Origin of the sequence: Vibrio plantisponsor (assembly GCF_013041605.1) — a bacterium.
In the GTDB taxonomy this organism is placed as follows: domain Bacteria; phylum Pseudomonadota; class Gammaproteobacteria; order Enterobacterales; family Vibrionaceae; genus Vibrio; species Vibrio plantisponsor.
Genome location: NZ_JABEQC010000001.1, coordinates 229,178 through 252,016, shown reverse-complemented (window position 1 = coordinate 252,016; position 22,839 = coordinate 229,178). Strand labels below are relative to the sequence as shown.

The 22,839-nt window shown below is 43.0% G+C and carries 21 protein-coding genes; 12 read left to right on the top strand and 9 right to left on the bottom strand.

What is annotated here, in order from left to right; genetic code table 11:
* Positions 1–109: 109 nt before the first annotated feature.
* From HKI82_RS01265 to HKI82_RS01250, 4 genes are all read left to right on the top strand, one after another.
* Positions 110–646, top strand: a complete 537-nt coding sequence (locus HKI82_RS01265; RefSeq protein WP_171136946.1) for a flavodoxin — start codon at positions 110–112, stop codon at positions 644–646.
* A 628-nt stretch (positions 647–1,274) separates the two neighbouring features.
* Complete coding sequence (locus HKI82_RS01260; protein WP_102939982.1) at positions 1,275–1,652, top strand: DUF4870 family protein; 378 nt, start codon at positions 1,275–1,277, stop codon at positions 1,650–1,652.
* A gap of 138 nt (positions 1,653–1,790) precedes the next feature.
* Positions 1,791–3,113, top strand: a complete 1,323-nt coding sequence (locus HKI82_RS01255) for a hypothetical protein (RefSeq protein ID WP_102939983.1) — start codon at positions 1,791–1,793, stop codon at positions 3,111–3,113.
* Positions 3,114–3,275: 162 nt separating this feature from the next.
* Positions 3,276–4,487 carry a DEAD/DEAH box helicase gene (locus HKI82_RS01250; RefSeq protein ID WP_171136945.1) on the top strand — a complete coding sequence of 404 codons (1,212 nt, stop codon included), beginning with the start codon at positions 3,276–3,278 and terminating at the stop codon, positions 4,485–4,487.
* A gap of 127 nt (positions 4,488–4,614) precedes the next feature.
* Here HKI82_RS01250 and HKI82_RS01245 read toward each other — a convergent pair whose 3' ends face one another.
* Positions 4,615–5,499 carry a DMT family transporter gene (locus HKI82_RS01245; RefSeq protein ID WP_165313457.1) on the bottom strand — a complete coding sequence of 295 codons (885 nt, stop codon included), beginning with the start codon at positions 5,497–5,499 and terminating at the stop codon, positions 4,615–4,617.
* Between the two features lie 524 nt (positions 5,500–6,023).
* On the opposite strand from HKI82_RS01245, the gene HKI82_RS01240 reads away from it, so the two are divergent.
* Both HKI82_RS01240 and HKI82_RS01235 read left to right on the top strand, forming a co-directional pair.
* Positions 6,024–6,746: a sulfite exporter TauE/SafE family protein gene (locus HKI82_RS01240; RefSeq protein ID WP_042479315.1), complete on the top strand. Its 723-nt coding sequence runs from the start codon at positions 6,024–6,026 to the stop codon at positions 6,744–6,746.
* A gap of 289 nt (positions 6,747–7,035) precedes the next feature.
* On the top strand, positions 7,036–7,467 hold the full coding sequence (locus tag HKI82_RS01235) for a YccF domain-containing protein (RefSeq protein ID WP_102939986.1): 432 nt from the start codon (positions 7,036–7,038) through the stop codon (positions 7,465–7,467).
* A 40-nt stretch (positions 7,468–7,507) separates the two neighbouring features.
* Here the strand turns inward: HKI82_RS01235 and HKI82_RS01230 are convergent, their stop codons facing one another.
* Together HKI82_RS01230 and nifW are read right to left on the bottom strand one after the other, a co-directional pair.
* Positions 7,508–8,374 (bottom strand): glycerol kinase, encoded by an 867-nt coding sequence (locus HKI82_RS01230; RefSeq protein ID WP_102953182.1) that lies wholly within the window; start codon positions 8,372–8,374, stop codon positions 7,508–7,510.
* Positions 8,375–8,513: 139 nt separating this feature from the next.
* On the bottom strand, positions 8,514–8,789 hold the full coding sequence (gene nifW / locus HKI82_RS01225; protein WP_081878616.1) for a nitrogenase-stabilizing/protective NifW family protein: 276 nt from the start codon (positions 8,787–8,789) through the stop codon (positions 8,514–8,516).
* A gap of 190 nt (positions 8,790–8,979) precedes the next feature.
* Here nifW and HKI82_RS01220 point away from each other — a divergent pair, with 190 nt between their 5' ends.
* The 4 genes from HKI82_RS01220 (at position 8,980) to HKI82_RS01205 (ending at position 14,098) form a co-directional block, all read left to right on the top strand.
* A complete protein-coding gene (locus HKI82_RS01220) occupies positions 8,980–9,585 on the top strand; it encodes an alpha/beta hydrolase (RefSeq protein ID WP_171136944.1) in 606 nt (201 codons plus the stop codon).
* Between the two features lie 164 nt (positions 9,586–9,749).
* Entirely contained in the window at positions 9,750–11,345 is a 1,596-nt protein-coding gene (locus tag HKI82_RS01215; protein ID WP_171136943.1) for an ABC-F family ATPase, read from the top strand.
* A gap of 171 nt (positions 11,346–11,516) precedes the next feature.
* Complete coding sequence (gene yegD / locus HKI82_RS01210) at positions 11,517–12,869, top strand: molecular chaperone (RefSeq protein WP_171136942.1); 1,353 nt, start codon at positions 11,517–11,519, stop codon at positions 12,867–12,869.
* 212 nt (positions 12,870–13,081) lie between these two features.
* Positions 13,082–14,098: a lipoate--protein ligase gene (locus HKI82_RS01205; RefSeq protein WP_171136941.1), complete on the top strand. Its 1,017-nt coding sequence runs from the start codon at positions 13,082–13,084 to the stop codon at positions 14,096–14,098.
* A gap of 60 nt (positions 14,099–14,158) precedes the next feature.
* Here the strand turns inward: HKI82_RS01205 and HKI82_RS01200 are convergent, their stop codons facing one another.
* The 5 genes from HKI82_RS01200 to HKI82_RS01180 all read right to left on the bottom strand — a co-directional run bounded on the left by HKI82_RS01200 (position 14,159) and on the right by HKI82_RS01180 (position 19,185).
* Entirely contained in the window at positions 14,159–14,335 is a 177-nt protein-coding gene (locus HKI82_RS01200; protein ID WP_167828584.1) for a hypothetical protein, read from the bottom strand.
* Positions 14,336–14,402: 67 nt separating this feature from the next.
* Positions 14,403–15,329, bottom strand: coding sequence for a Gfo/Idh/MocA family protein (locus HKI82_RS01195; RefSeq protein WP_171136940.1), 927 nt, complete (start codon positions 15,327–15,329; stop codon positions 14,403–14,405).
* 111 nt (positions 15,330–15,440) lie between these two features.
* Complete coding sequence (locus HKI82_RS01190; RefSeq protein ID WP_171136939.1) at positions 15,441–15,971, bottom strand: MltR family transcriptional regulator; 531 nt, start codon at positions 15,969–15,971, stop codon at positions 15,441–15,443.
* 82 nt (positions 15,972–16,053) lie between these two features.
* On the bottom strand, positions 16,054–17,199 hold the full coding sequence (locus HKI82_RS01185; RefSeq protein WP_171136938.1) for a mannitol-1-phosphate 5-dehydrogenase: 1,146 nt from the start codon (positions 17,197–17,199) through the stop codon (positions 16,054–16,056).
* A gap of 93 nt (positions 17,200–17,292) precedes the next feature.
* Positions 17,293–19,185, bottom strand: a complete 1,893-nt coding sequence (locus HKI82_RS01180) for a PTS mannitol transporter subunit IICBA (protein WP_171137200.1) — start codon at positions 19,183–19,185, stop codon at positions 17,293–17,295.
* A gap of 849 nt (positions 19,186–20,034) precedes the next feature.
* On the opposite strand from HKI82_RS01180, the gene HKI82_RS01175 reads away from it, so the two are divergent.
* Together HKI82_RS01175 and HKI82_RS01170 are read left to right on the top strand one after the other, a co-directional pair.
* Positions 20,035–20,982: a M23 family metallopeptidase gene (locus HKI82_RS01175; RefSeq protein WP_171136937.1), complete on the top strand. Its 948-nt coding sequence runs from the start codon at positions 20,035–20,037 to the stop codon at positions 20,980–20,982.
* Positions 20,983–20,990: 8 nt separating this feature from the next.
* Positions 20,991–21,356 carry a bactofilin family protein gene (locus HKI82_RS01170; RefSeq protein ID WP_240956621.1) on the top strand — a complete coding sequence of 122 codons (366 nt, stop codon included), beginning with the start codon at positions 20,991–20,993 and terminating at the stop codon, positions 21,354–21,356.
* A gap of 71 nt (positions 21,357–21,427) precedes the next feature.
* Here HKI82_RS01170 and sstT read toward each other — a convergent pair whose 3' ends face one another.
* A complete protein-coding gene (gene sstT, locus HKI82_RS01165; RefSeq protein ID WP_102939995.1) occupies positions 21,428–22,648 on the bottom strand; it encodes a serine/threonine transporter SstT in 1,221 nt (406 codons plus the stop codon).
* Positions 22,649–22,839: the final 191 nt, after the last annotated feature.

The window sequence follows — 22,839 nt, the reverse complement described above, 5'->3', positions numbered from 1 at the left end:
ATTTAATAGATCTCAATCAGGTACAGCTATTGCACTACAGATAGAGGTCAATCAATGTCACTGAAACGATTTAGGAATGGTCAGAACATATTTTTCAAAGGAGTGATGTATGGCTAAAGTAGGCATTTTTTTTGGTACCGATACAGGTAGCACTCGCAAAATGGCGAAGCTGATTCAAAAGCAACTGGGTGATGAAATTGCGGACAAACCAAAGAACATCAACCGAGTCGATGTGGAAGAGTTCACCAGCTACGAATGTTTGATTCTCGGTACGCCGACATTAGGGCAAGGTCAGCTTCCGGGTTTGTCAGTGGATTGCCAAGAGGAGAGCTGGGAAGAGTTTCTTCCTAACTTTTCCGATATGGATCTGACAGGCAAGAAAGTTGCGTTATATGGCTTAGGTGATCAAGTGAGCTACAGCAATGAGTTCGTCGATGCTCTTGGTGAACTCTATGATTACGTGGCGAACTGCGGCGCTGAGATGGTTGGATTCTGGCCAACGGAAGGTTACGAGTTCAACGCTTCAAATGCGGTTGATGGTGATGACTTTGTGGGTTTAGTTCTCGACAAAGACAATCAAGCAAGTATGACCGAGCAACGCATCGCAGGTTGGGTAGAGCAAATTAGTGCCGAGATGAACCTCTGATACTTTTGCGTAGCAATGAAAGTGACCGATATTGAACACAAACACGCATAAACCCATCCTTGGGGCTCCAATTTGCCATCCATGGCAAATAGGGTTTGTTTATCAATATCGGTCAAATAACCACCGTTAAGCTCTTTTGTTCTCTATGATTCAATCGGTCACTTTTATATTCAGTGAGTATGGAAGATGGCTGGTATCTGAATATATCCTATTCCTTTCATTCTTATAAACTCACATTCTGTTTTTCTTTCGTTTTTGCTTGGTTATTACTCATACACTCGGTTAACTTACTTATAAAATAGAATATATTTTTGTAATTAATGGATTGACGCTTAGCTATTAATCGGTAAATATGAGTTTAGTTTTCTATGATTTTCAGGTTGATAGGGCTAGGTTTACCCATTGGATATTGATTCTCGCAGTCTTTTATTTAGCTGCTGTGTAACTCGGTATTCATAGGACTTGAGTAGAACAAAGAGAACAGTAGTAGAAATTTATATAGATAAGTAAGGAGCGCAGTTAACACTAGAAATATTGGAGATGGATATGCCAAAAGGTATTAACGATAAATTTTACTATTTAAATAAATAATCAAATAAAAAATATTTTACAAATAAAGGATCTATTCATGAGCGAATTGGAAACAACAGTGAATCAAACAAGTTTTGACGCTGCGAAAACAGAGCTTTCACAAGTTGAAAAGTCTGCAAAAACACACGCTATTGTTGCCTATGCCCTGATGCTTCTGGGTTTTTGGACTGGGCTTGGATTTTTAATCGGCGGTATTTGGGGCATGGTTAAGGCATCTGACGCAAAAGGTACAATTTTTGAAAGTCATTATGCGAACATCAAGAGAACATTTTGGGTTTCATTGATTCTGAGCATTATCGGTATTGTTACATCTGTGTTTGTTGTGGGCTGGTTCATTGTAGTGTTCGCATTCTTCTACACGCTTTACAAGGTTGTTAAAGGTTTGGCTCGAGTTACGTCAAACAAAGCATATTAAGTCAATTTCTTAGCCCAAGCATAGCTTGGGCTAAGTTTTTTACTCATCATTTGAATTCACTTTTGTTTTAGGGAGCTTTATTTTTGTTGCCTCTCACAAAAGTTTTTTCTCATAATTCCATATTGAAAGGGTGATGGAATGAACAAAAGAATTGTACAAACACTGCTGTTAAGTGCAACGGCGATTGCGTTGTCTGGCTGTGGTGACAAAGTGTCTGTAGAAGTAGGACCAGTATCTGAAGCTCTGTTTGAACTCCAAGGTTTGCAATTTAAGAAAGCCGATATCTACCAGCTTTCTGAAAAAGAAGTTGCACAAATTAATAATTTGGCTGATGAAGCAGGCAAAGCGAGCCGTATATTCAGCTCTTCAAGCGATTATGATGCGATACTTGCAGCGGATACTTCGTTTATTAATAACGCGGATCTGAAGAAAATTGTTGATGCAGAACTTAACAAAATCAAAAATGCACAAAAAGAAGATGAATTGGCGTGGCAGTCTAACGTAGATAAAGTTACTCGTGAGAATGAGCCAAAGCTAACGGAAGCAAAACAAAACCTGGTCAAAGCTCAGGATGTTCAGGATAAGCTAACGAGTTTCTATGCCAAAGATGCAGCAACCAAGGTTCAGTTGGAACAACAAATTGAAACACTTTCTGCAAAGAAACAGGAGATGCTGAATAAGTACACCGATCTTGTGCGTAAAGATATTGTTGATTTAAAACTACCTATTCGTATGAATGAATCATACAGCTTTAGTTACCGTACCCGTACGCTTAAAGAAGGCACTCAATGTCAAGACTATCGTGATCTTACAGGTTTCTACAAAGACGGTACTTGTTATTATTTACAACCTAATCATAAAGATATGCTGAATGCTCCGTCTCATATCAGTGGCAGAGTTCTTTTGGAAGAATATATTGGTTATAAGCTTGCAGAAGAGAGTAATAAAGATCAAATCCGCAAGTTACAGAAGCAAATCAATGATTCAAAAATCATTGGTGAGAACCAGTTGGGTGTTAAAGCTTATCGTGTAGAACGCGATTACCGTGACGCGAAGAATGCCGTTGAAAGACAAGAGCGGACAATTGCCCAGTTACTCAGTGACAACAAAAAAGAACGATTCCTTAACGATGCGCGTCGTACAAAGTTGCGAAATATTGATGAGCGTTTTGAATCATTCATGACATCCGAAGCAATGAAAACAATTCAGACAGCTAAGCATGAAACCAGTGATGAGTATCAGGCCGACATACCAGTTGACATCAACATGTTAAGTTCCGTCCTTGTATATGAATATCAGGGAAGTAAAGGTCCGGTATCTATCATTGTTCCGTTTAATGCTAAACAGCAAGTTAAGTCAGAACAGCCAATCATCTTTGATCTCAATAACAAGATGTATAAGGTCGATGCTTCGGTTACCCCAAGCAACCGACGCCTACAACATTTACTGCTGCGCGGTTAAGCCCGTAGTCAAGATAATATTAGGAAAATACATGTAGCGGCCCGAAAAGGCCGCTATTTTTTATATTGAATCACTTCATGTTACACTTCGCGCCTCTAAATAGAGCAGGTGAACAAAAGCTGTTCTATCTTTTTCGTAAATTAATCTTTTCAGAGTCGATTCATGTCATTTGCAAAACTAGGATTGAGTGAAGCACTGTCGAAAGCAGTGGCGGATCTTGGTTATCAGAAACCTACATCTATTCAAACCAAAGCCATTCCAGTGATTTTGCAAGGGCAGGATTTAATTGCCGCGGCACAAACAGGTACGGGTAAAACCGCGAGTTTTGTTTTGCCGATTCTGGAAAAATTACAGCGCGGAAAAACACAGAAGAAAAAACGTGTTCGTGCGCTGATTCTTGTACCGACCCGTGAGTTGGCGATTCAGGTAGCAGAAAAAGTCAAAGAGTACGGTCAATTTACTGAGCTCACTTCGCTTGCGATGTACGGCGGAGTAGATGAAAAGGCACAAAAGCAGGCGTTGATTGATGGCGTGGATGTGCTGGTGGCGACACCGGGACGTTTGCTTGATATGTATGGTCAGCGCGCTGTGTATTTCGAAGAGATCGAAATGCTGGTGTTGGATGAAGCTGACCGCATGTTAGACATGGGCTTTATCGAATCTATCAACAAGATCATTGACCGTGTTCCAACTGACGCTCAGTGCCTACTTTTCTCTGCGACGCTGTCTCATAAGGTTCGTGATTTAGCGAAAACGGCGGTTAACGATCCGTATGAAATTTCAATTGCGGCGAATCAGGCTTCGAAGTCCAACATTGAGCAGTGGTTGATCACCGTCGATAAAGACATGAAATCAGCACTACTTAGCCATCTGATTAAAGAAAATCAGTGGGATCAGACTTTGATCTTCATCGAGACAAAACACGGTGCGGCTAAGCTGGTATCACAGCTAGAAAAGCGTGAAATCGCCGCTGAAGCATTCCACAGTGGTCGTAGTCAGGAAGTGCGTACGCGCTTACTGGAAGATTTCAAAAACGGCAAGATTAAATACCTAGTAGCGACGGGTGTGGCTGCGCGCGGTATCGATATTGAAGAGCTTTCTCGCGTGGTGAACTATGATTTGCCATTCCCAGCAGATGAGTATGTGCACCGCATTGGTCGTACTGGTCGTGCAAACGCAAGTGGTGAAGCTATTTCCTTCGTATCGAAAGATAACTTCAAGAACTTGTGCATGATTGAGAGCCGTTTAGGTCACTTGATTGAGCGTCGCGAAGTGGAAGGTTTCCAACCTCGTAAACCTGTGCCTATTTCTATTCTGAACTACGTGCCGAAGCACAAGCGCCAGAAGGAAGAGCAAGAGAACCAAGACAAGTAATCTTGCTCACGTAAAATGAATAAAAAAGCGAGCTTATTAGCTCGCTTTTTGTTGTCTATTCTCAGTTGTCAGTTCTAAATCAGCGCTGTGGTGATTGCTTCGTCTTGGCTTATCACTGTTATTGCTTTTAGCTGTTTTCTGCGGCTACTGGTTCTGCCTTTTGCTTTATTCTAAACAGTTTTGACCATTTAACAGGCATCATAGGTACCACAATCAGCAAAATACCAATCGCAGTTAGCATGTCTGGTATTTCGTCAAACCACATGATGCCGAACCATGTAACGAACACCAAACCTGAGTATTCTGCAAGTGCAATACGGTTAGCTTCAACCTTCTTGTAAGCCATTACTACTAGTGCGTGCCAAGCCAGAACCAAGAGGTTAATAATCACAATCCAACCAAGGTGTGTCCAAGAAATGGCAGACCAGCCTGGAATCGCGAGGATTAACGCGAGCGGTAGCGTCATTACGTTGGTCCAAAATAAAGTGCTGACCAGTGGTTGATTCGATGGCAAGCGGCGAATCAAGATGTTTCCCAAACCCATCGACAGAGCACAACCTAAGCCTGCAATACCTGCCCAGTGGAACTGCTCAGGACGTAAAACCACTAACACGCCGATAAAACCGATAATGGTAGCAATGATCTGTTTCATTGCTGGCTTCTCGCCGAGGAGGAACACGGAAAGTGGCAGCATCAGAATTGGACCAACATAGAAAATCGCGTTCGCGGTCGCTAGTGGAATGTAAGTAATGGTGATCATCGCACAAGCACTGCCGAGCAGAATGAGCTGAGCTCGAGTGAATGCGACTTTACAACGCCCTTGTTGACGTTGCTCTTTAGGTAATCTCAACCAGAAAGGCAGCAGTATCAATGTACCAATAAATTGGCGAATAAATACGTATTGGAAAGTAGGCACTTCGCCATTGAGTATTTTTAGTGAAACATCGGAAAACGACGCTACTAAGTTTGCGAGAATCAATAATAAAATGGATCTCGTAATCGTATTCGACATGAAAGAAATGCCTGTTTTTTAAATTCGGATGAGTTCGGAAGAGGCGCTATTGTAGAGCAATTCTATCAATTGAAAAGCTGTTTTAATTATGCTCTTCCTAGTTGAAGATGCAGCGCTTTATGTATTGGTATGAGGCTGCGTTTGCTCATCTCAATCACAGAGTTTATCCATGCTCATGGGGATTCACTCACTTCATACGCCATAACTATGTTGGCACCCAGGTCCACGCCTGATACTTAAACATTTAATGCGTTGCATTCACACGAATTTATTCCAATGACGTGGCATCGTATGCCAATCCCTTAAATGACATTGAGACCACTACCCATACTCAGGTGACCATTCATTTATACGCCAAACTAACACCTTTCTGATGGGGGCTGACTTTCGCTAGCTGGATCTGTTTACTAATCAAATCAAAGAGTGGCTCTACAAATTCGACGGATTGTGTAAGAATGCTCCATCGATAGGATCGTCCGATCTTGGCAAAACGTCTCACAATTAGGGTCTTTTAAGGCAGCATGATGGAATATTTAAGTAGTACCACTCTTATTGCTATGTTTTTGATATTTGTTGGTTCGTATGTTCAAACGGCAATAGGATTTGGTTTAGCCATCGTGGCTGCGCCACTTTTATTTTCGGTTTCTCCTGACTACGTGCCTGCCCCTATCGTTATTTGTGCGCTGTTTATCTCATTGCTGAATGCCATTAAGTTACGTTCGGACATTTCAATTGGTGGATTGAAAATGGCTCTGATTGGCCGCGTGCCGGGTTCTATTGCTGGTGGTATTTTGCTAGTGATGGTATCAAGCGATGTTCTGGCTTTGTGGTTGGGTCTATTGGTGTGGTTTGCGGTATTAGTGAGTTTGCTGCCGTACCGTATTGAACCAACTCCGGGGCGAATGGTTGTTGCTGGTTTCTTCTCTGGCTTCTTTGGTACCAGCAGTTCTATTGGCGGTCCACCAATGGCGTTACTGTTACAACACCAAGAAGCGAATCAGTTACGCGGGAATCTTTCGGCTTTCTTTTTGTTTAGTTCAATCATTTCATTGGTTATTCAAGTGCCGGCGGGATACCTCAATATGCATCATGTAATGTTGAGTATTCCTTTGTTACCTGCCGCTTGGCTAGGTTATGCGCTGGCGCGTAAGACAACCCATGCGTTGCCTAAAGAGAAAATTCGTATCGGTGCATTAGCACTTTGTGTGATCAGCGGTACTACCGCAATTTGGCGCAGCTTCATGTAAATACTTTTGCAGTTCTGTATCTTTCAGGGGAATTCATCTCCTGTTAAGAAAGGTTCGACAATACTCTTTTCAGTAAACCTTATGGGAAAACGCTGATTTATGCGCCAACCGCAAGTCTTTTCTTGCTGGCTTTAGTAGCATTAGTGGATTCAGCCTTTAAGGTCTGAGGTTTCTTTTTTGTATGGGACGCTTATTAATGCGTTGCTTCTTTAAGCTGAGTGGTGAAATAGCCCTTAGTCATTATTGGACACAGAAGCTTAGCGAATAGCGTCTCAAGTCAGAGGTTTTAATGAGAACGATCGGCAATATTATTTGGTTTTTATGTGGCGGTGTCGTGATGGGACTGGCGTGGTGGCTGGTTGGCCTGATTGCGTTTGTCAGCCTGATTGGTATTCCATGGGGGCGTGCATGTTTCGTCATCGGCACTTTCTCATTCTTCCCGTTTGGTAAAGAAGCGGTTTATCGTAATGAATTGACGTTCCGCAAAGACGTTGGAACTGGCATCTTAGGCAAGATAGGTAATGTTATTTGGTTCTTTCTTGCAGGTATCTGGTTGGCTATTGGGCACGTGCTGTCAGCGGTGGCGTGTTTTGTCACCATCATTGGGATTCCGTTCGCGTTGCAACATCTGAAACTGGCGGTGATTTCACTGGCTCCTATTGGCCAAACAATTGTGCCAAAAGAAGTGGCTTACGGGGCAAGATACGGCGGTCGCCGTTAGTCAGTTCTAGTTTGTTATAGTCAGTTTGGTATCCGGTCAGTTAATACGCTTTGATACCAAACTGGCGCAATTTCTCAGGCAGCACATCATCCAACTGATGGACTTCATCTGCCGAAATTTCAATTAAATTGAATTCATGCGCAGCGTAAAGCTGACGTGTTTTTTCCTGCTGTTTTAAAGAAATCTCTCCGCTATCAGTTCCCCAGTATTGTATGTAGACCTTACCTAAGGGCAGATAAAAGTCACTCATTACAAGCTCTTCAATAGGAAGAGGTCGTTGATATGCGTGCATTACGCCTGCCAGATAAAGCCAGTTATCGATAAGCAGTTCGCCGGTAGAACGTACGTAATGACCGTCTAGTGTTCGGTGTTTAGCTTCGAATTTTTGGCGGAAACTGGAATAGGATTTATCCGTTGCATGTGTTTGTGCATCTTGCCCTAGAAACTCGACGACGGACTGACGCAGGTGAGGGTTGTGACGAATAGAGTCGTGCCACACCACAAATTTTTGCTGAGACGATTTATCTTCACGCTGTTTCGCGCCAACACGAATGCCTGATGGGGTCGCTATCCATCCTTCATCTTCTTTCTTTATCCAACCCAGTTCGCTCAATAGTTGATTGACCTTCTTAGGGTTGAGTTTGAAATACTCACCCACTTGGGTTGCCGTTAAGGTGTTGCCACCTGTGGCCATCAGGTCGATAAGTAAGTTTTCCGGCCAAACGACAAATTTACCGAATTTTGGATGTTCAACGTATTCTCCACCGAATTTTGCGCCGAGATCAGTCAGCAGCCATTGACCTTCATGGCGACTGAGATAGCCTGCCTTGGATAGGTCCGAAAATAGCTGTTTCGCATCGACATTACGCAGTTTCGCTAACGCAGAAGTGGAGAGTTTGTCGGACATAGCAATTCCTTTCAGTGATTTATGCCCATTCAATCAGCTTCAAAGCAAATGCTCAACACCGTTATTCGCTGCTGGCTTGAAACTGTGATTTACAATGTAAATGAGCGAGTTAGCAAGGGAGCGAACAGTGCGGCTAGGATTAACGGCGCTGACAAGAAGTACAGCCGCGGCATGCAGAGCGAGTATGGGGATCTAATCTTCCTCTCTGAACTTTACAGTAAGCGTTCTTTAAAGCGCGTCTTGCCGCAAACCAGTCTTCGGGTTTTTGCATGATCAAATAACCGTTAAATATCTTGGTAACCTGTAAGCGGTATTCATCGATAAAACGGCTGTCAAACTCAATCTCAAAATGGTCGAGAGCCTGCTCGATAGAGGTAAAACTCGCGATGGTTTTAAGGATGTCTGGCTGGCTCATAGGTATAGTCGAGAGGTGAATGTTGAGTCATGGTAAAAGAGTTTGCGTGAACATGCTTTGATATAAGCTAAAACGAATGGCATCAAACTTTTATCTTCCGTATGTTGTTAATCATTCATTTAATCGCTACATAATCTTCAAAATATTCTAAGTTAAGATGAAGAAGTCAGTTCAGCTTTAAGGGTTAAAAATGTCTAAACAAGTAGTAATTCTGCTCCACGGGGTAGGAAGTAATGGTGAAGACTTAAGTTCATTAGGGGATTTTTGGCATCCATTGTTGCCAAATACTTTGTTCTTATCACCTAACGCGCCATTCGCTTTTGATCAAGCCAATGTGGGTTATCAATGGTTTAGTCTGATTGGCGTGACAGCGGAAAACCGCCCGCAACGCATTGTCGAGGCGAGAAGAGCATTTGATAAAACGATTAAAGCGCTGCTTGCTGAAAACAACGTAGATTTCGCCACAGACAAAGTGGTGTTTGTCGGCTTTTCGCAAGGCTCAATTATGTCGTTAGATGCGTTGGTGAGTGCGCGATACCCGTTAGCCGGAGTGGTGGCTTTTTCAGGTCGGCTTTCTTCGCCACAACCTTATGCAAAGAATTCGGATACTCCTGTGTTATTGATTCACGGCCAGAGTGACCCTGTCATTCCTTGGACTGAAAGTCAGAACGCGGCAAAGCTGCTTAGCCAGTCAAACTTCAATGTTGAAGAGAGTTATGAGCCAGAGACAGAGCATACGATTTCTTCCGAAGGCGCAATACTCGCAGCTCAGTTCATCCAAAGGTGCTTTGCGTAGTCGCTTTGTTCTTAGCAATACTGTTTTACGTAATAAAGCGAGTCAGTAAAAACAAATGCCCCTTATTGGGGGTGATGTCTATCACAAAAGCTGCTACTATTGCCCCAGTTTGAAAAGTTGGCTAATTGCCAACTTTTTTCTTGTTTACTACTTAGGAATTTTACGTGCTAACAACTGCAAACATCACCATGCAATTTGGCGATAAGCCATTATTTGAAAATATCTCGATCAAATTCGGTAATGGCAACCGTTACGGCCTTATTGGGGCGAATGGTTGTGGTAAATCTACATTCATGAAGATCTTAGGTGGTGAGCTTGAACCATCTGGCGGTAACGTTTCTGTAGACCCTAACGAGCGTATGGCGAAACTGGGTCAGGATCAGTTCGCGTTCGAAAAATACACCGTTGTTGATACCGTTATCATGGGTCACAAAGAGCTTTGGGCTGTGAAAGAAGAGCGTGACCGCATTTACGCACTTCCAGAAATGTCTGACGAAGACGGTATGCGTGTAGGCGACCTAGAAACTGAATTTGCTGAGATGGACGGTTACTCTGCAGAAGCTCGCGCAGGTGAGTTGCTGTTAGGTCTGGGTATTCCAGAAGCGCAACATTTCGGTCTGATGAGCGAAATCGCGCCGGGTCTAAAACTTCGTGTACTATTGGCTCAGGTTCTATTTGCTGAACCTGAAATCATGCTACTAGACGAACCAACCAACAACTTGGACATGCATACAATTGCTTGGTTGGAGCAAATTCTACTAGCACGTAACTGCACAATGATCATCATTTCGCACGACCGTCACTTCCTAAACACCGTATGTACTCATATGGCTGACCTAGACTACGGCGAACTGCGCCTATTCCACGGTAACTACGACGAATACATGATCGCTGCTGAACAGGCACGTGACCGTCTGCACGCTGACAACGCGAAGAAGAAAGCACAAATGGCCGAGCTTCAAACGTTCGTAAGCCGCTTCTCTGCAAACGCATCAAAAGCAAAACAAGCAACGTCACGTCAGAAGCAACTAGACAAGATCCAACTTGAAGAAGTGAAACCTTCAAGCCGTCAAAACCCTTTCATCCGTTTTGAACAGGAAAAAGAGTTGTTCCGTAACGCACTAGAAGTGACTGACCTGAAACAGGGCTACGGTGACAACATCCTGATCAACGGTGTTAACCTAATGGTTGAAGTGGGTGAGCGCATCGCAATCATCGGTGAGAACGGTATCGGTAAATCAACTTTCCTTAACACGCTTGCAGGCGCAATGACGCAAATGGAAGGTGTAATTAAGTGGTCTGAAAACAGCAACATTGGTTACTACGCTCAGGACCATGCTCATGACTTCGAACAAGACATGAACTTACTTGACTGGATGGGTCAGTGGAAAAAAGACGGCGACGACGAGCAAACAGTTCGCGGTATTTTAGGTCGTATGCTGTTCTCTCAAAATGACATCAAGAAATCAGTAAAAGTGATTTCGGGTGGTGAGCAAGGTCGTATGTTGTTTGGTAAGTTGATTATGCAAAAACCAAACATCCTTCTAATGGACGAACCGACTAACCACATGGATATGGAATCGATTGAGTCTTTGAACTTAGCGCTAGAAAACTACAAAGGCACGCTACTGTTCGTTTCTCATGACCGTCAGTTTGTATCGTCAATTGCTACTCGCATCATCGAAATTACTAAAGATGGCGTGAATGACTTCCATGGTACTTACGATGAGTACTTGGCAAAACAGGGTTTAACGGGCTAATCATCTACTTGTTTGGAGCTTCCACAATTTGAAGCTTGAGAAAGTAAGACGATAGACAGCGAAAGGGCAGAGTTAAATCTGCCCTTTTTTATTGTCTTTTTTATATTCGGGCTGTTTTTGACGCGCTGTTTACGGTAGCATCTCCGACCTTTTTCAAGTTGGAGGCTTAAGATGTATATCGGTTTTGACTACGGTACCGCGAACTGCTCTGTGGCAAGTATGGATGGCAATGATCCAAAGTTGCATCTTTTAGAGAAAGACAGTTTCTACATCCCTTCAACATTGGCTGCTCCTACTCGCGATTCTGTCGCTGAGCATCTGTTTCGTCACCGCGACTTAGCACCATTGGACGCAGATGGCGAACAGCGCCTTCGCCGTGCCATTGCGGCAAATCGCGAAGAAGATATTGACCTGCAATTTGACGATGTGATGTTTGGTCAGGCGGCTCTGGATCTTTATCTGTCTGATCCACACGAAGTCTATTATGTAAAATCACCCAAGTCTTTCCTTGGCGCGATGGGGCTACGTGAAGCTCAATTGGGTTTCTTCGAAGACTTAGTCTGCGCAATGATGGCGAACATCAAATCACAAGCCGAAAAAAGCTCTCAGCAAATCATTACCGATGCAGTGATTGGTCGCCCAGTAAACTTCCAAGGTAGAGGCGGCGAGGCTTCTAACATACAAGCTGAAACCATTTTGCGTCGCGCGGCTACCCGAGCAGGTTTCCGCAATATTGAATTTCAATTTGAGCCTGTTGCGGCTGGCTTAGAATATGAAGCGTCACTAACTGAAGACAAAACCGTGTTGGTGGTCGATATCGGCGGTGGTACTACCGACTGCTCGCTGATCAAAATGGGACCGTCTTGGGCAGGTAAAGCTGATCGTAATGACAGTCTTATCGCGCATACAGGTCAGCGAATTGGCGGTAACGACCTTGATATTCACATGACCTTCAAACAATTGATGAATCCTTTCGGTTTTGGCAGTCAAACCCTTTCTGGGCTGGAAATGCCTTTGACCCAGTTCTGGAATCCGATTGCAATCAACGACGTTAGCGCACAGGCGAAGTTCTTTGCTAAAGAGAATCTAAAAGACCTCAAACATCTGCACAAAGAAGCGGCTGAACCTGAAAAGCTGGCGAGATTGCTTTCGGTTTACCATGACACTTTAGGCTACAGTTTGGTAAAGAAAGCCGAAGAAGCGAAAATCGCGCTTTCCGATTCACAGGTATTCACTGCGCAGCTAAAGGTCTTATCAGAATTAATTGATGTTGATATCCGCTTAGATGAAATGATTGAAGCGATTGAAGTGCCAAAAAGCAAAATGGTGGAACTGGTGTCTGAAGCGGTAACACTTGGCGGGACTAAGCCGGATGTGATCTTTATGACTGGCGGCTCAGCACGTTCACCAATCCTACGCAGTGCAGTAGAACAAGTTTTGCCAAATATACCTGTGGTCAGCGGTAACTACTTTGGTTCGGTAACGGCAGGTCTGGCTCGATGGGCTAAAGTATGTTTCGAATAAGCCTCGCAAGTTAATTTTCATCTAGTTACAGCAGCCTCATTAAGAGGCTGTTTTTCTATCACCCCTAAACCACCATCGCAGGCTGTGGTGATTGTTTAACCTTTTTAATTGTATTGATTTATCAATTGATGCAATTGGAAATATCTACTCGTGTTTATGCCATCTGATCAGTAAGATAGCCAAGTCTTATCCCTTGTAAGGAACAGAACTCGATGAGCAAAACTCGCATTCTAATCTCAGATTCCACTAACCCTTGGTTTAACTTAGCGGTCGAAGATACGATCTTTCGATCTATGCCTTCGGACCAAAGGGTGCTGTTCCTTTGGCGCAATGCCGATACTGTGGTAATTGGCCGCGCTCAAAACCCGTGGAGGGAGTGTAAGACAGACAGTATGGAGCAAGACGGTGTAAAGCTCGCTCGTCGTCAGACAGGCGGAGGTGCGGTATTTCATGACTTAGGTAATACCAACTTTACTTTTATGGCGGCAAAGCCTGAGTATGACAAAGAAATTTCGACCAATATTGTACTGGCTGCTTTAGCGAAGCTGGGGATCAACGGTGTGGCAAATGGTCGTAACGATTTGGTGATAGAAGACGAAGCTGGAATTAAGAAGTTCTCGGGGTCGGCGTACCGTGAAACCTTAGACAGAGGTTTTCATCACGGTACTTTATTGCTCAGTGCAGACTTAAATCGCCTTGCTGATTACCTCAATCCTGATGAGAAAAAGCTGCAAGCGAAGGGCATTACTTCCGTGAAATCTCGTGTAATCAACCTCAATACGGTTAAGCCAGATATCAATCACGAGCAAGTGTGTGAAGCGATTATCGAAGCATATTTAGAACATTATGACGAGTCCGTCACCGCTGAATGGATCACGCCAGAAAACTTCCACGATTTACCAACATTCAGTGATAAGTTCGCTGTACAACAAAGCTGGGATTGGAACTTCGGACAAACGCCACCGTTTACTCATCGTATGGATGAACGTTTTACATGGGGTGGGGTTGATGTGTATCTCGATGTAGAGAAAGGAACCATTCTTGAAGCGAAAATCTTCAGCGATATGTTAGACCCTCTGCCGATGGAGCTATTAGCGCAGAAACTAGCGAATTTGAGTTATAACAAAGCAAGCATTGAGCCGTGCATTACCACACTGGCTTTGCAAATGCCTCAATACTCAGAAGTGTTGAATGAGTTTAAATCGTGGTTTATCAATCAGATTGATTAGCGTGTGGTTTCAATTCTGAGCAATAAAGATGAAAACCGAGCCTAGCAGCTCGGTTTTTCGTTACTCTTCAGGATAATCTCGGCGTTGGTTGCGTTTATCTTGCTGAACCTGCCAGTGTTCGTTTGGGTCGTAGGCTTCATCACATAAGTCGATGGTGAATCCCATATCCTGAACTTCTTTTAAAGTGAGGTTGTCAGCCAGTTGAGTGACTTGCCCAGCTTTATTTCTTAATTCCATATACCCTCCCATAGTGCAGTCTAGGAATAGAGTGGCAACGAGTTAAGTATAGGCGATACAGATCTTTTTAGAGCGAACTGTGAATTTTATTACAAAGAGCTTCTGCTAGCTGGTGGCTGGCAAGGTTACGCTCAATGACGGATGTAGAAATCGAGCCTTGATCCACAACGCTTATCCAGTCTTTAATCATGTGCGCAAAGCCTTTGCTTTCTAACATCGGCGTCCAGTCTTTAAGTGACAGTGAGGTTTGTTGGTTGTTCACCCAGCGAGTTCCGGAAACGAAGGAGTCAAATTCATACGCTTCATTGACCAAATGAGCCTGTATACGTTCTCCTGTGATGCCATACTGACGATTCATTGAAGCATGCAATAGTGTTTCGCCATGCTGCCATTGCACATCAATACGCGCCAGTTCATTACCAGACATTTGATGCGTGACATACACATCTTGCAGATCGGCTTTTGCGAACAGGTTTACGCTGTCCAGAGGATGGATAAAGTCATCGAAAATAAAGGTTCGAATATCGCCCGTTAAGTTATAGCGATGTTTTTCCCAACGAAGGGCGCGCAAGTTGTTGAGAGTGCCCTGATGCAAGCCAGACAAATGTTGATTGAAAAGAGGAATATGGCGGCGGTTAAAACCGACATACAGAGGCTGATTGTGCTTTTGTGCTAACTGGTAAAGTGTTTCGCATGCCTGAGCACTGTCAGCCAATGGTTTATCTACAAATGTCGGGATTCCGTGGCTGAGAAAGAAGCTGGCGATTTCAGGATGAATGCTCGTTGCTGCATGGATCATTACAGCATCAACATTAAAGCCAAGCAGCTCTTTGTAATCACGACAGTATGAAGAAACGCGGTATTGATTTGCGAGTGTCTTAAGCGCCTGTTCGTTACGAGTACAGAATACGAGTTCGATGTCAGGAATGGATGTGATTACAGGGAGATAGGCCTTTTGCGCGATATCACCTAGACCAATAATACCGATTTTCATTGCACGTTCTCATTTAACGAATAATGGTCAGAAGGCTAACATGCTGATGAAAAAACGGTAGTGTCATGATTTAAAAGTGGGAATGTGAGGGCATTAACTGTAGACAGTTGTTTAAAAAGGGCTCTCTTTGTTGAGATCATTGCATATTTCAATTATCGCTAGAGATAAGCCGGATTTAATCATCTGTTGTTGGCGTTGAAGCTGCAGATGGTAAAAGTCTAAGTCGATGTCTAGGTCTGGATCCATTGCGTCAAAAGGAACCATGCCCGACTTTTTCACTAGGTTCAGTTCTTTGATTTGAGCAACGATGTTTGGATCGGTAAAGGTATACTCTGAACCGTCTTTATTCAGTTGATTGCGAATTTTGATAAAGCACTCAATGTCATGGTAGACATCATCGGCAACAACGCCTAAACCATAAAGCAGTTTGAGCCTGACAGAACGATTTCCTAATGGGCCTGTATCGTGTAGTAGGGGGCCTACAACCGATTGAACAGCGAAATTATCTTTACGAAAAATCCTTTCCATCAGGGCGGTAATGGCATCACTGAATATTTCTACGGCAGCAATGAAATAACCACGCACGGATGACGCGTCATTTAATCGTTCTAATATTTCAGTTTCGTTAATTGTGTTTACCATATAATGTTCTAATCGAATTTTGGGCTAGAGGGCTGAATGGCAGCCCTCTAAAGTTGTCGCTTTAATTGCGCTCATTCTCTTTTTAGAGCTGAGCGTATAAAGCTTCAATTTGTTGTATTTCTTTGCTGTTCTCATTCAAGCCAGTGTAATGCGCGAGTGTCTTTTTCACGCCAACCTCTTGAAGAGAAGCTTGCAGTTCTACTGCTTGTGGGTCGCTGTCATTGGTGTATTTCAAAGCAGCAGCAACGCCTTTTAGTAGAGTGCCATTTGCTACGTTGTACTCAATTGTACCGAGCAAAGGTTTAATGAGTCGATCATTTGGTCCCAATTTTCTGATTGGTTGGCGACCAACACGATCCACTTCGTCTACAAGGAATGGATTAGCAAAACGACCTAGAATCTTTTCGATGTAGGCTGCGTGCTTTTCTCTTTCAAACCCGTAGCGATTAATTAGTACTTCACCGCTCTCTTCCATCGCTTGTTTCACTTCACTACGAATAGCAGGATCTTCGATGGCTTCACGAATCGTTTTATGGCCAGCAATGTTACCTAAATAGGCTGTCACACAGTGACCTGTATTTAGGGTAAACAGTTTACGCTCTACAAACGCCATTAGGTTGTCTGTGCATTCCATGCCTGGAATGTTAGGGATGTCGCCTTTAAATTGAGTCTCGTCGACAATCCACTCGCTGAAGGTTTCTACTGTTACTGCCAGAGGATCGGTTTCCCCGTCTTCTGCTGGAGGAACGATACGGTCGACAGCTGAGTCAACAAAACCCACAAACTGTTCTACTTGCGCTTTCACATCTTCTGCAAGAAGCTCAAATACGGCTTCTTTTAGCTGAGTGGTACCACGTACCATGTTTTCGCAGGCAATAATATTTAGAGGCGAAGTCTTACCGCTCTTGACTCTTTTTTCAAGTCCCTGAGCTAATGTTTTTGCAATGATTCTTAAAACTGTAGGTCCAACCGCAGTAGTAATAATATCTGCTTCTTCAATACAGTCGATGACCGCTGGGTCGTTAGAATTAATAGCAGTGACACCGGTTACAATCTCTGTAACGCAATCAGCGCCTACTACTTTTACTGGATATTCCTTTCTTTCAATCAGTGCATTTACAACCACCTGATTGACGTCTGTGAATGTAACGTGAATGTTTGCGTCTGCGAGTAACTTACCAATAAAACCGCGGCCAATATTGCCGGCACCAAAATGCAACGCTTTCATAACATACCTTCCAAAAATTCAAATTTAAAAGAAGGCCAGTCGGGGGGGACCGGCCTTAAGTTCATCGTGTAGGAGCATGGCTCAAAACGCTAATTAGCCATTTAATATACGAAGAACATCACCAGGGTTAGTTGTGGTCTTCAAACACTCGATGGCTTCTTCGTCATCAAGTGAGTTGGTGATAGCAGTGATAACTTGAATATGTTCATCACCTTGCGCAGCAATACCGATAACCAGTTTCGCAACATCATCTTCGTCTTCACCCCACTGGATACCTTCAGGGAATTGGCAAAAGACGATGCCGGTTTTCTTAACGTACTGCTTAGCTTCGATAGTTCCGTGAGGAACGGCGATGGACTCACCTAGATATGTAGATACCAGTTGCTCTCGAGCTAGCATGCCTTCGACATACTCAGGTTCTACATTGCCCAGTTTTACAAGTTGTTCACCAGCAAACTTGATCACTTCTTCTTTGCTCTTCGGAGTTAAGCCTAAGAAGATGTTTTCATTGGATAGCTTTAGTGTTTTGTCTTCACTAGAGTTAGTGTTTGCTGGTGCTTCAGGCTTTTTTAGTGCGCCCTCTTTCGCCGCTGTAAGTTCTGCCACTAAGTTGTCGTACAAAGCGTTATCAAGGAAGTTTGATAGCGAAATGTGCTTAGCATTAGCCGCATGTTTACGTGCACGGTCTGTAAGATCACGGTGAGTGACAACGATATCTACATCGTTTGGAAGGTTGTTAATTGCTAGGTTTGTTACTTCGATATCTAGATTTGCAGCATCAACTTTCTTGCGTAACAAGCTCGCACCCATCGCACTTGAACCCATACCTGCGTCACAAGCTACGATGATTTTACGAACTGCACCCATGTCGATGTTTGCAGCAACTGGGTTTTGACCTTTAGAAGACGCTTTCATGTCTTGCATTTGGCTAGTTGCTTGCTCTAGAGAATCGTCATCTTCAGTTGTTTGCTTCTGAGTTTTCATCAGTAGAGATGCTACAAAGAATGAAACAGCTGCTGAACAGATTACTGATAGGATAACACCAACGAATGCTGATTTTGGTGTCATCAGTAGTACTGCGAAGATAGAACCAGGAGATGCTGGAGATACAAGACCAGAATCGAACAATACGTTAGTGAATACACCAGTCATACCACCTGCAATTACAGCGATGATTAGGCGTGGGTTCATAAGTACGTATGGGAAGTAGATCTCGTGAATACCACCTAGGAAGTGGATGATTGAAGCACCAGCCGCTGATTGTTTAGCACTACCTTTACCGAATACCATGTAAGCGATAAGTAGACCAAGACCTGGGCCTGGGTTAGCTTCGATTAGGAAGAAGATTGACTTACCTAGTTCTTCTGATTGCTGAATACCAAGTGGTGAGAAGATACCGTGGTTAATCGCATTGTTCAGGAATAGGATTTTAGCAGGCTCAACAAAAAGTGAAGTAAGAGGTAGTAAACCTGATTCAACTAGAGTGTTTACGCCAGCAGCAAGGCCAGTAGAAAGTACTTTCACTGCAGGACCGATAACCAAGTACGCAATGATTGCGCAGATCATACCGATGATACCAGCAGAGAAGTTGTTCACTAGCATTTCGAAGCCGCTTTTCACTTTACCGTGAACAGCTTGGTCGAATTTCTTGATAGCAACAGCGCCCAGAGGACCTGCAATCATTGCACCCATGAACATTGGAATGTCAGTACCAACGATGACACCCATAGTGGTTACTGCACCAACAACTGCACCACGATCGCCTGCAACCATTTTACCACCGGTATAACCGATAAGTAGTGGTAGCAAGTAAGTGATCATAGGACCTACCATGCTGGATAGTGTTTCATTTGGAATCCAGCCAGTTGGGATGAATAGTGCTGTAATAAAACCCCAAGCGATAAATGCGCCGATGTTCGGCATTACCATATTGGAAAGGAATCGGCCAAAATTCTGTACCTTGACCTTTGCTTCTGGTGATAACATAAGTTTACCCCGTTCGATGTTCTGATTAGTTTTGTTGTAGTAACGGTTCGCCAAAACCGCTGATTGAATAACACTCAATAAATTTACCACACAATTTCTAGTTGGCTCTGAGAACGGGTTTTTTGTGATCAACCAATCATAATTGGTGCCTTTCAAATAAATTCTTTGTGATCTTCTTCATTTTTCTACTATGTAATTTTGCTACAAATTACTCATTGGAAAAATGTCAATAAATATTAAATGATCATCATCCCATTATGGATAAAAAATCATTTTTAAATAAGTCGACACGTGTCACATATTTGCTAAATTAAGAACTTGTTGAGATTTTTAGAGTGATCTTTGTCACGCTAGTTAATTTATTTCACACTTTGAAATAAATTGGAAAAATAATTAATGAGATATTTGTAATTTAGATACAGGAATTCTGATGTGCAAAAAATAGCCAGATATGGTTTTTGGGTATTCTCAAGTTGGCAATGAAACGGACAAGTTTCATGCGGCATATATGTGCTTTGTTGTACATTTGTGCCCTCATATTTTTGGTTAAATAGAAAGTAATCAGTTGTAGGTTTGCTGGGGTAACTTAACGCATGCTCTGATTCGTTTGTGGGTAGAATCTTAATCTTGGGTTTCTCTCATTGGCATAAATGTGCACTAATATGAGTAAACACTAAATTAAATCAGTCACTTAGTTTCATATCTATTTGCATTTCATGAATGATTAATAAAAAGGAAAAGTCCCTAAGAAGTGTGAATTGGAAGCAACTACGGCAACCAAGTGGTTTAGCCAGTTGCATTTCCTTGCTAGAATTCCGCCACTTTCAATATGGACAATAGAATTTGTGAATGAAAGAGAACGTAATAGTTTCCGTTTCGTCTATTAACGGTACACGGCATTTCCATCTCGGGAAGCTCTATCGGTACTGCTTGAAAGGTGTTGGTTATTTGCTTCTTGCCAGTGTAATTGCCACGGGAGCATTTATTTATAAGTTGGTAAACGATGCATATTTTGCGCGCTTAAAGCAGATTGAGTTGGAAAATAAATCATTAACACTGTCTGAGGAAGTTTCTTCCCTTAAAAGTTTAAAGGAGAGTTTGGAAGGAGACTTGCTGGAACGTGAAGAAAAAATACAACTTGTTTCTGATAAGCTAGGTGACCTTGAGAAAGTGCTCGGAATGGGAGAGACATCTTCCGAATTGGAGTCTCGTTTAGATACGGCTGCAATTACATCATCAGTTAGGATGGTGATGTTGACTCAAATTCCAAGCGGTTCTCCTGTACAAAAAGGACGAATTTCGTCTAGTTATGGTAAAAGGGTACACCCAGTTACGGGTAAAGCGGCGTTCCATAGGGGCCAAGATTTCGCGGTAAATACTGGTACTCCAATTTATGCGCCAGCAGATGGTGTTGTGGAAATCACCCGTAAGAGTGATCAAGGGTCGGGTAATTTTCTGCGTTTATTGCACATGCACGGATTTAGCAGTTCATTTTCACATCTACAAAAGTTCGCGGTTAAAAGTGGCGACTTTGTACAAAAAGGTGACTTGATAGCATATTCGGGCAACAGTGGCCTTTCTTCTGGGCCACATTTACATTATGAAATTCGATTCGTCGGCCGTTCATTAGACCCTAAGCCTTTTGTTCATTGGGGGATAAATAACTTTGAGACGATATTTAGTGAGGTTAAAGGTATTCGATGGGAATCTTTGGTAAATCAAGTCGAGCTAAGAGTCAGCACTCAGCTACCACTCTCATTGCAAAGGGCTGTTCAATCGACGGAAAATTCCGGGTAGAAAGCAATATGCAAGTGGATGGCACGGTTGAAGGTGAAATTCACGTTGATAAAACTTTAATCATTAGCGAATCAGGTCGTGCTGTTGGTGAAATTTTTGCGAAACACCTTGTGATTAACGGCGAGTTTGAAGGAACTTGCCACGCAGATAAAATAGAAATCCTTAAACGCGGTAAGGTTACAGGTACCATCTACAGTGACGATTTAAGTATCGAACAGGGTGGTCGCTTCAATGGTGTTACTCATCCTGCAGAAAACAACACTGATAACAAATCTGTGGTTGAACTTGCAGACAAGGTGAAAGAAGTGAAAGCTCAAGAGACTAAAGTTCAAGAGATGAAAGATCACGAACCTAAAGTCGCTGCGAAAAAGTAATGATTAAAAGTCATAAAAAATCCGCCCAATGAGGCGGATTTTTTTGAACGGCGAGTAACGAGAGTTACTGCTTATTTTAGAGATTTCTTGTGCTCTGCTTTACAAACAGCGGCTGTGAACACAACGTCAGTTGAACTGTTTAGCGCAGTTTCAGCTGAATCTTGAATCACACCGATAATGAAGCCAACGGCAACAACCTGCATCGCAACATCGTTTGAAATGCCGAACAGACCACATGCAAGTGGGATAAGAAGCAATGAACCTCCAGCTACACCTGATGCACCACAAGCTGATACTGCAGCAACAACACTGAGTAGTACCGCCGTTAACAGATCAACTTCAATACCTAGCGTGTTTACTGCTGCAAGCGTAAGAACAGTAATCGTGATCGCTGCACCCGCCATGTTAATCGTTGCGCCAAGAGGAATTGATACAGAGTAAGTATCTTCGTCCAGCTCCAACTTCTCACAAAGTGCCATATTAACAGGGATGTTTGCTGCACTTGAACGAGTGAAGAACGCCGTCATACCACTTTCGCGCAAACATTGCAGAACAAGTGGGTATGGGTTTTCGCCAGTTTTTACGTAAACTATCAATGGGTTAACGATTAGAGCAATAATTGCCATTGCACCTAATAGAACCGCAAGAAGCTGCGCATAACCTGCTAAAGCACCGAAACCTGTTGTTGCAAATGTAGATGCAACTAGGCCGAAGATACCGAAAGGTGCTAGGCGGATGATGAAGCGTACGATTTGAGAAACACCGTGGCTCAGATCTTCAAACACAGCTTTAGTTGTTGCTGAAGCATGATGTAACGCTAAACCTAAACCAACACCCCAAGCCAAAATACCGATGTAGTTTGCTGTCATCAGAGCATTTACAGGGTTATCAACCAGTTTGAATAGAAGGGTGTTTAGTACTTCTGTAATGCCTTGTGGAGGAGTTGCACCTTCAGCGCCCGCAACAAGTGTCAAAGTTGTTGGGAACATGAAGCTAAGTACAACGGCTGTTAAAGCTGCGGTAAACGTGCCTAGTAGGTATAAAACTACGATAGGACGCATGTATGTGTGTTGGTTTTTCTTTTGATTTGCAATCGACGCGGCTACCAAGATGAAAACAAGTACTGGCGCTACGGCTTTTAGAGCACCGACAAAAAGGTTACCAAGTAAGCCCACACTTTGCGCAGAATCAGGAGAAACAGTCGCTACGATAGCACCTAAAATGATACCAACGAGGATCTGAAGCACCAGATTGCCACGAGCGAAACGGGCAAAAATATTGTTGCTTTGCATAATTATCCCTGCAATGAATAAATAGTTTGAATTGTAATGTTTACAGCAGTACTTGCTGTAGGGGGGTAATATTAACGTTGCAGGACAATGTGTCTAGGATTTATTTATAGATAGAATAATATTTAACAGAGATGTTGAATTTCGACACATTTTTGATGAAATGTTGCGTATTTGTAGCGAATGTTTTTTAT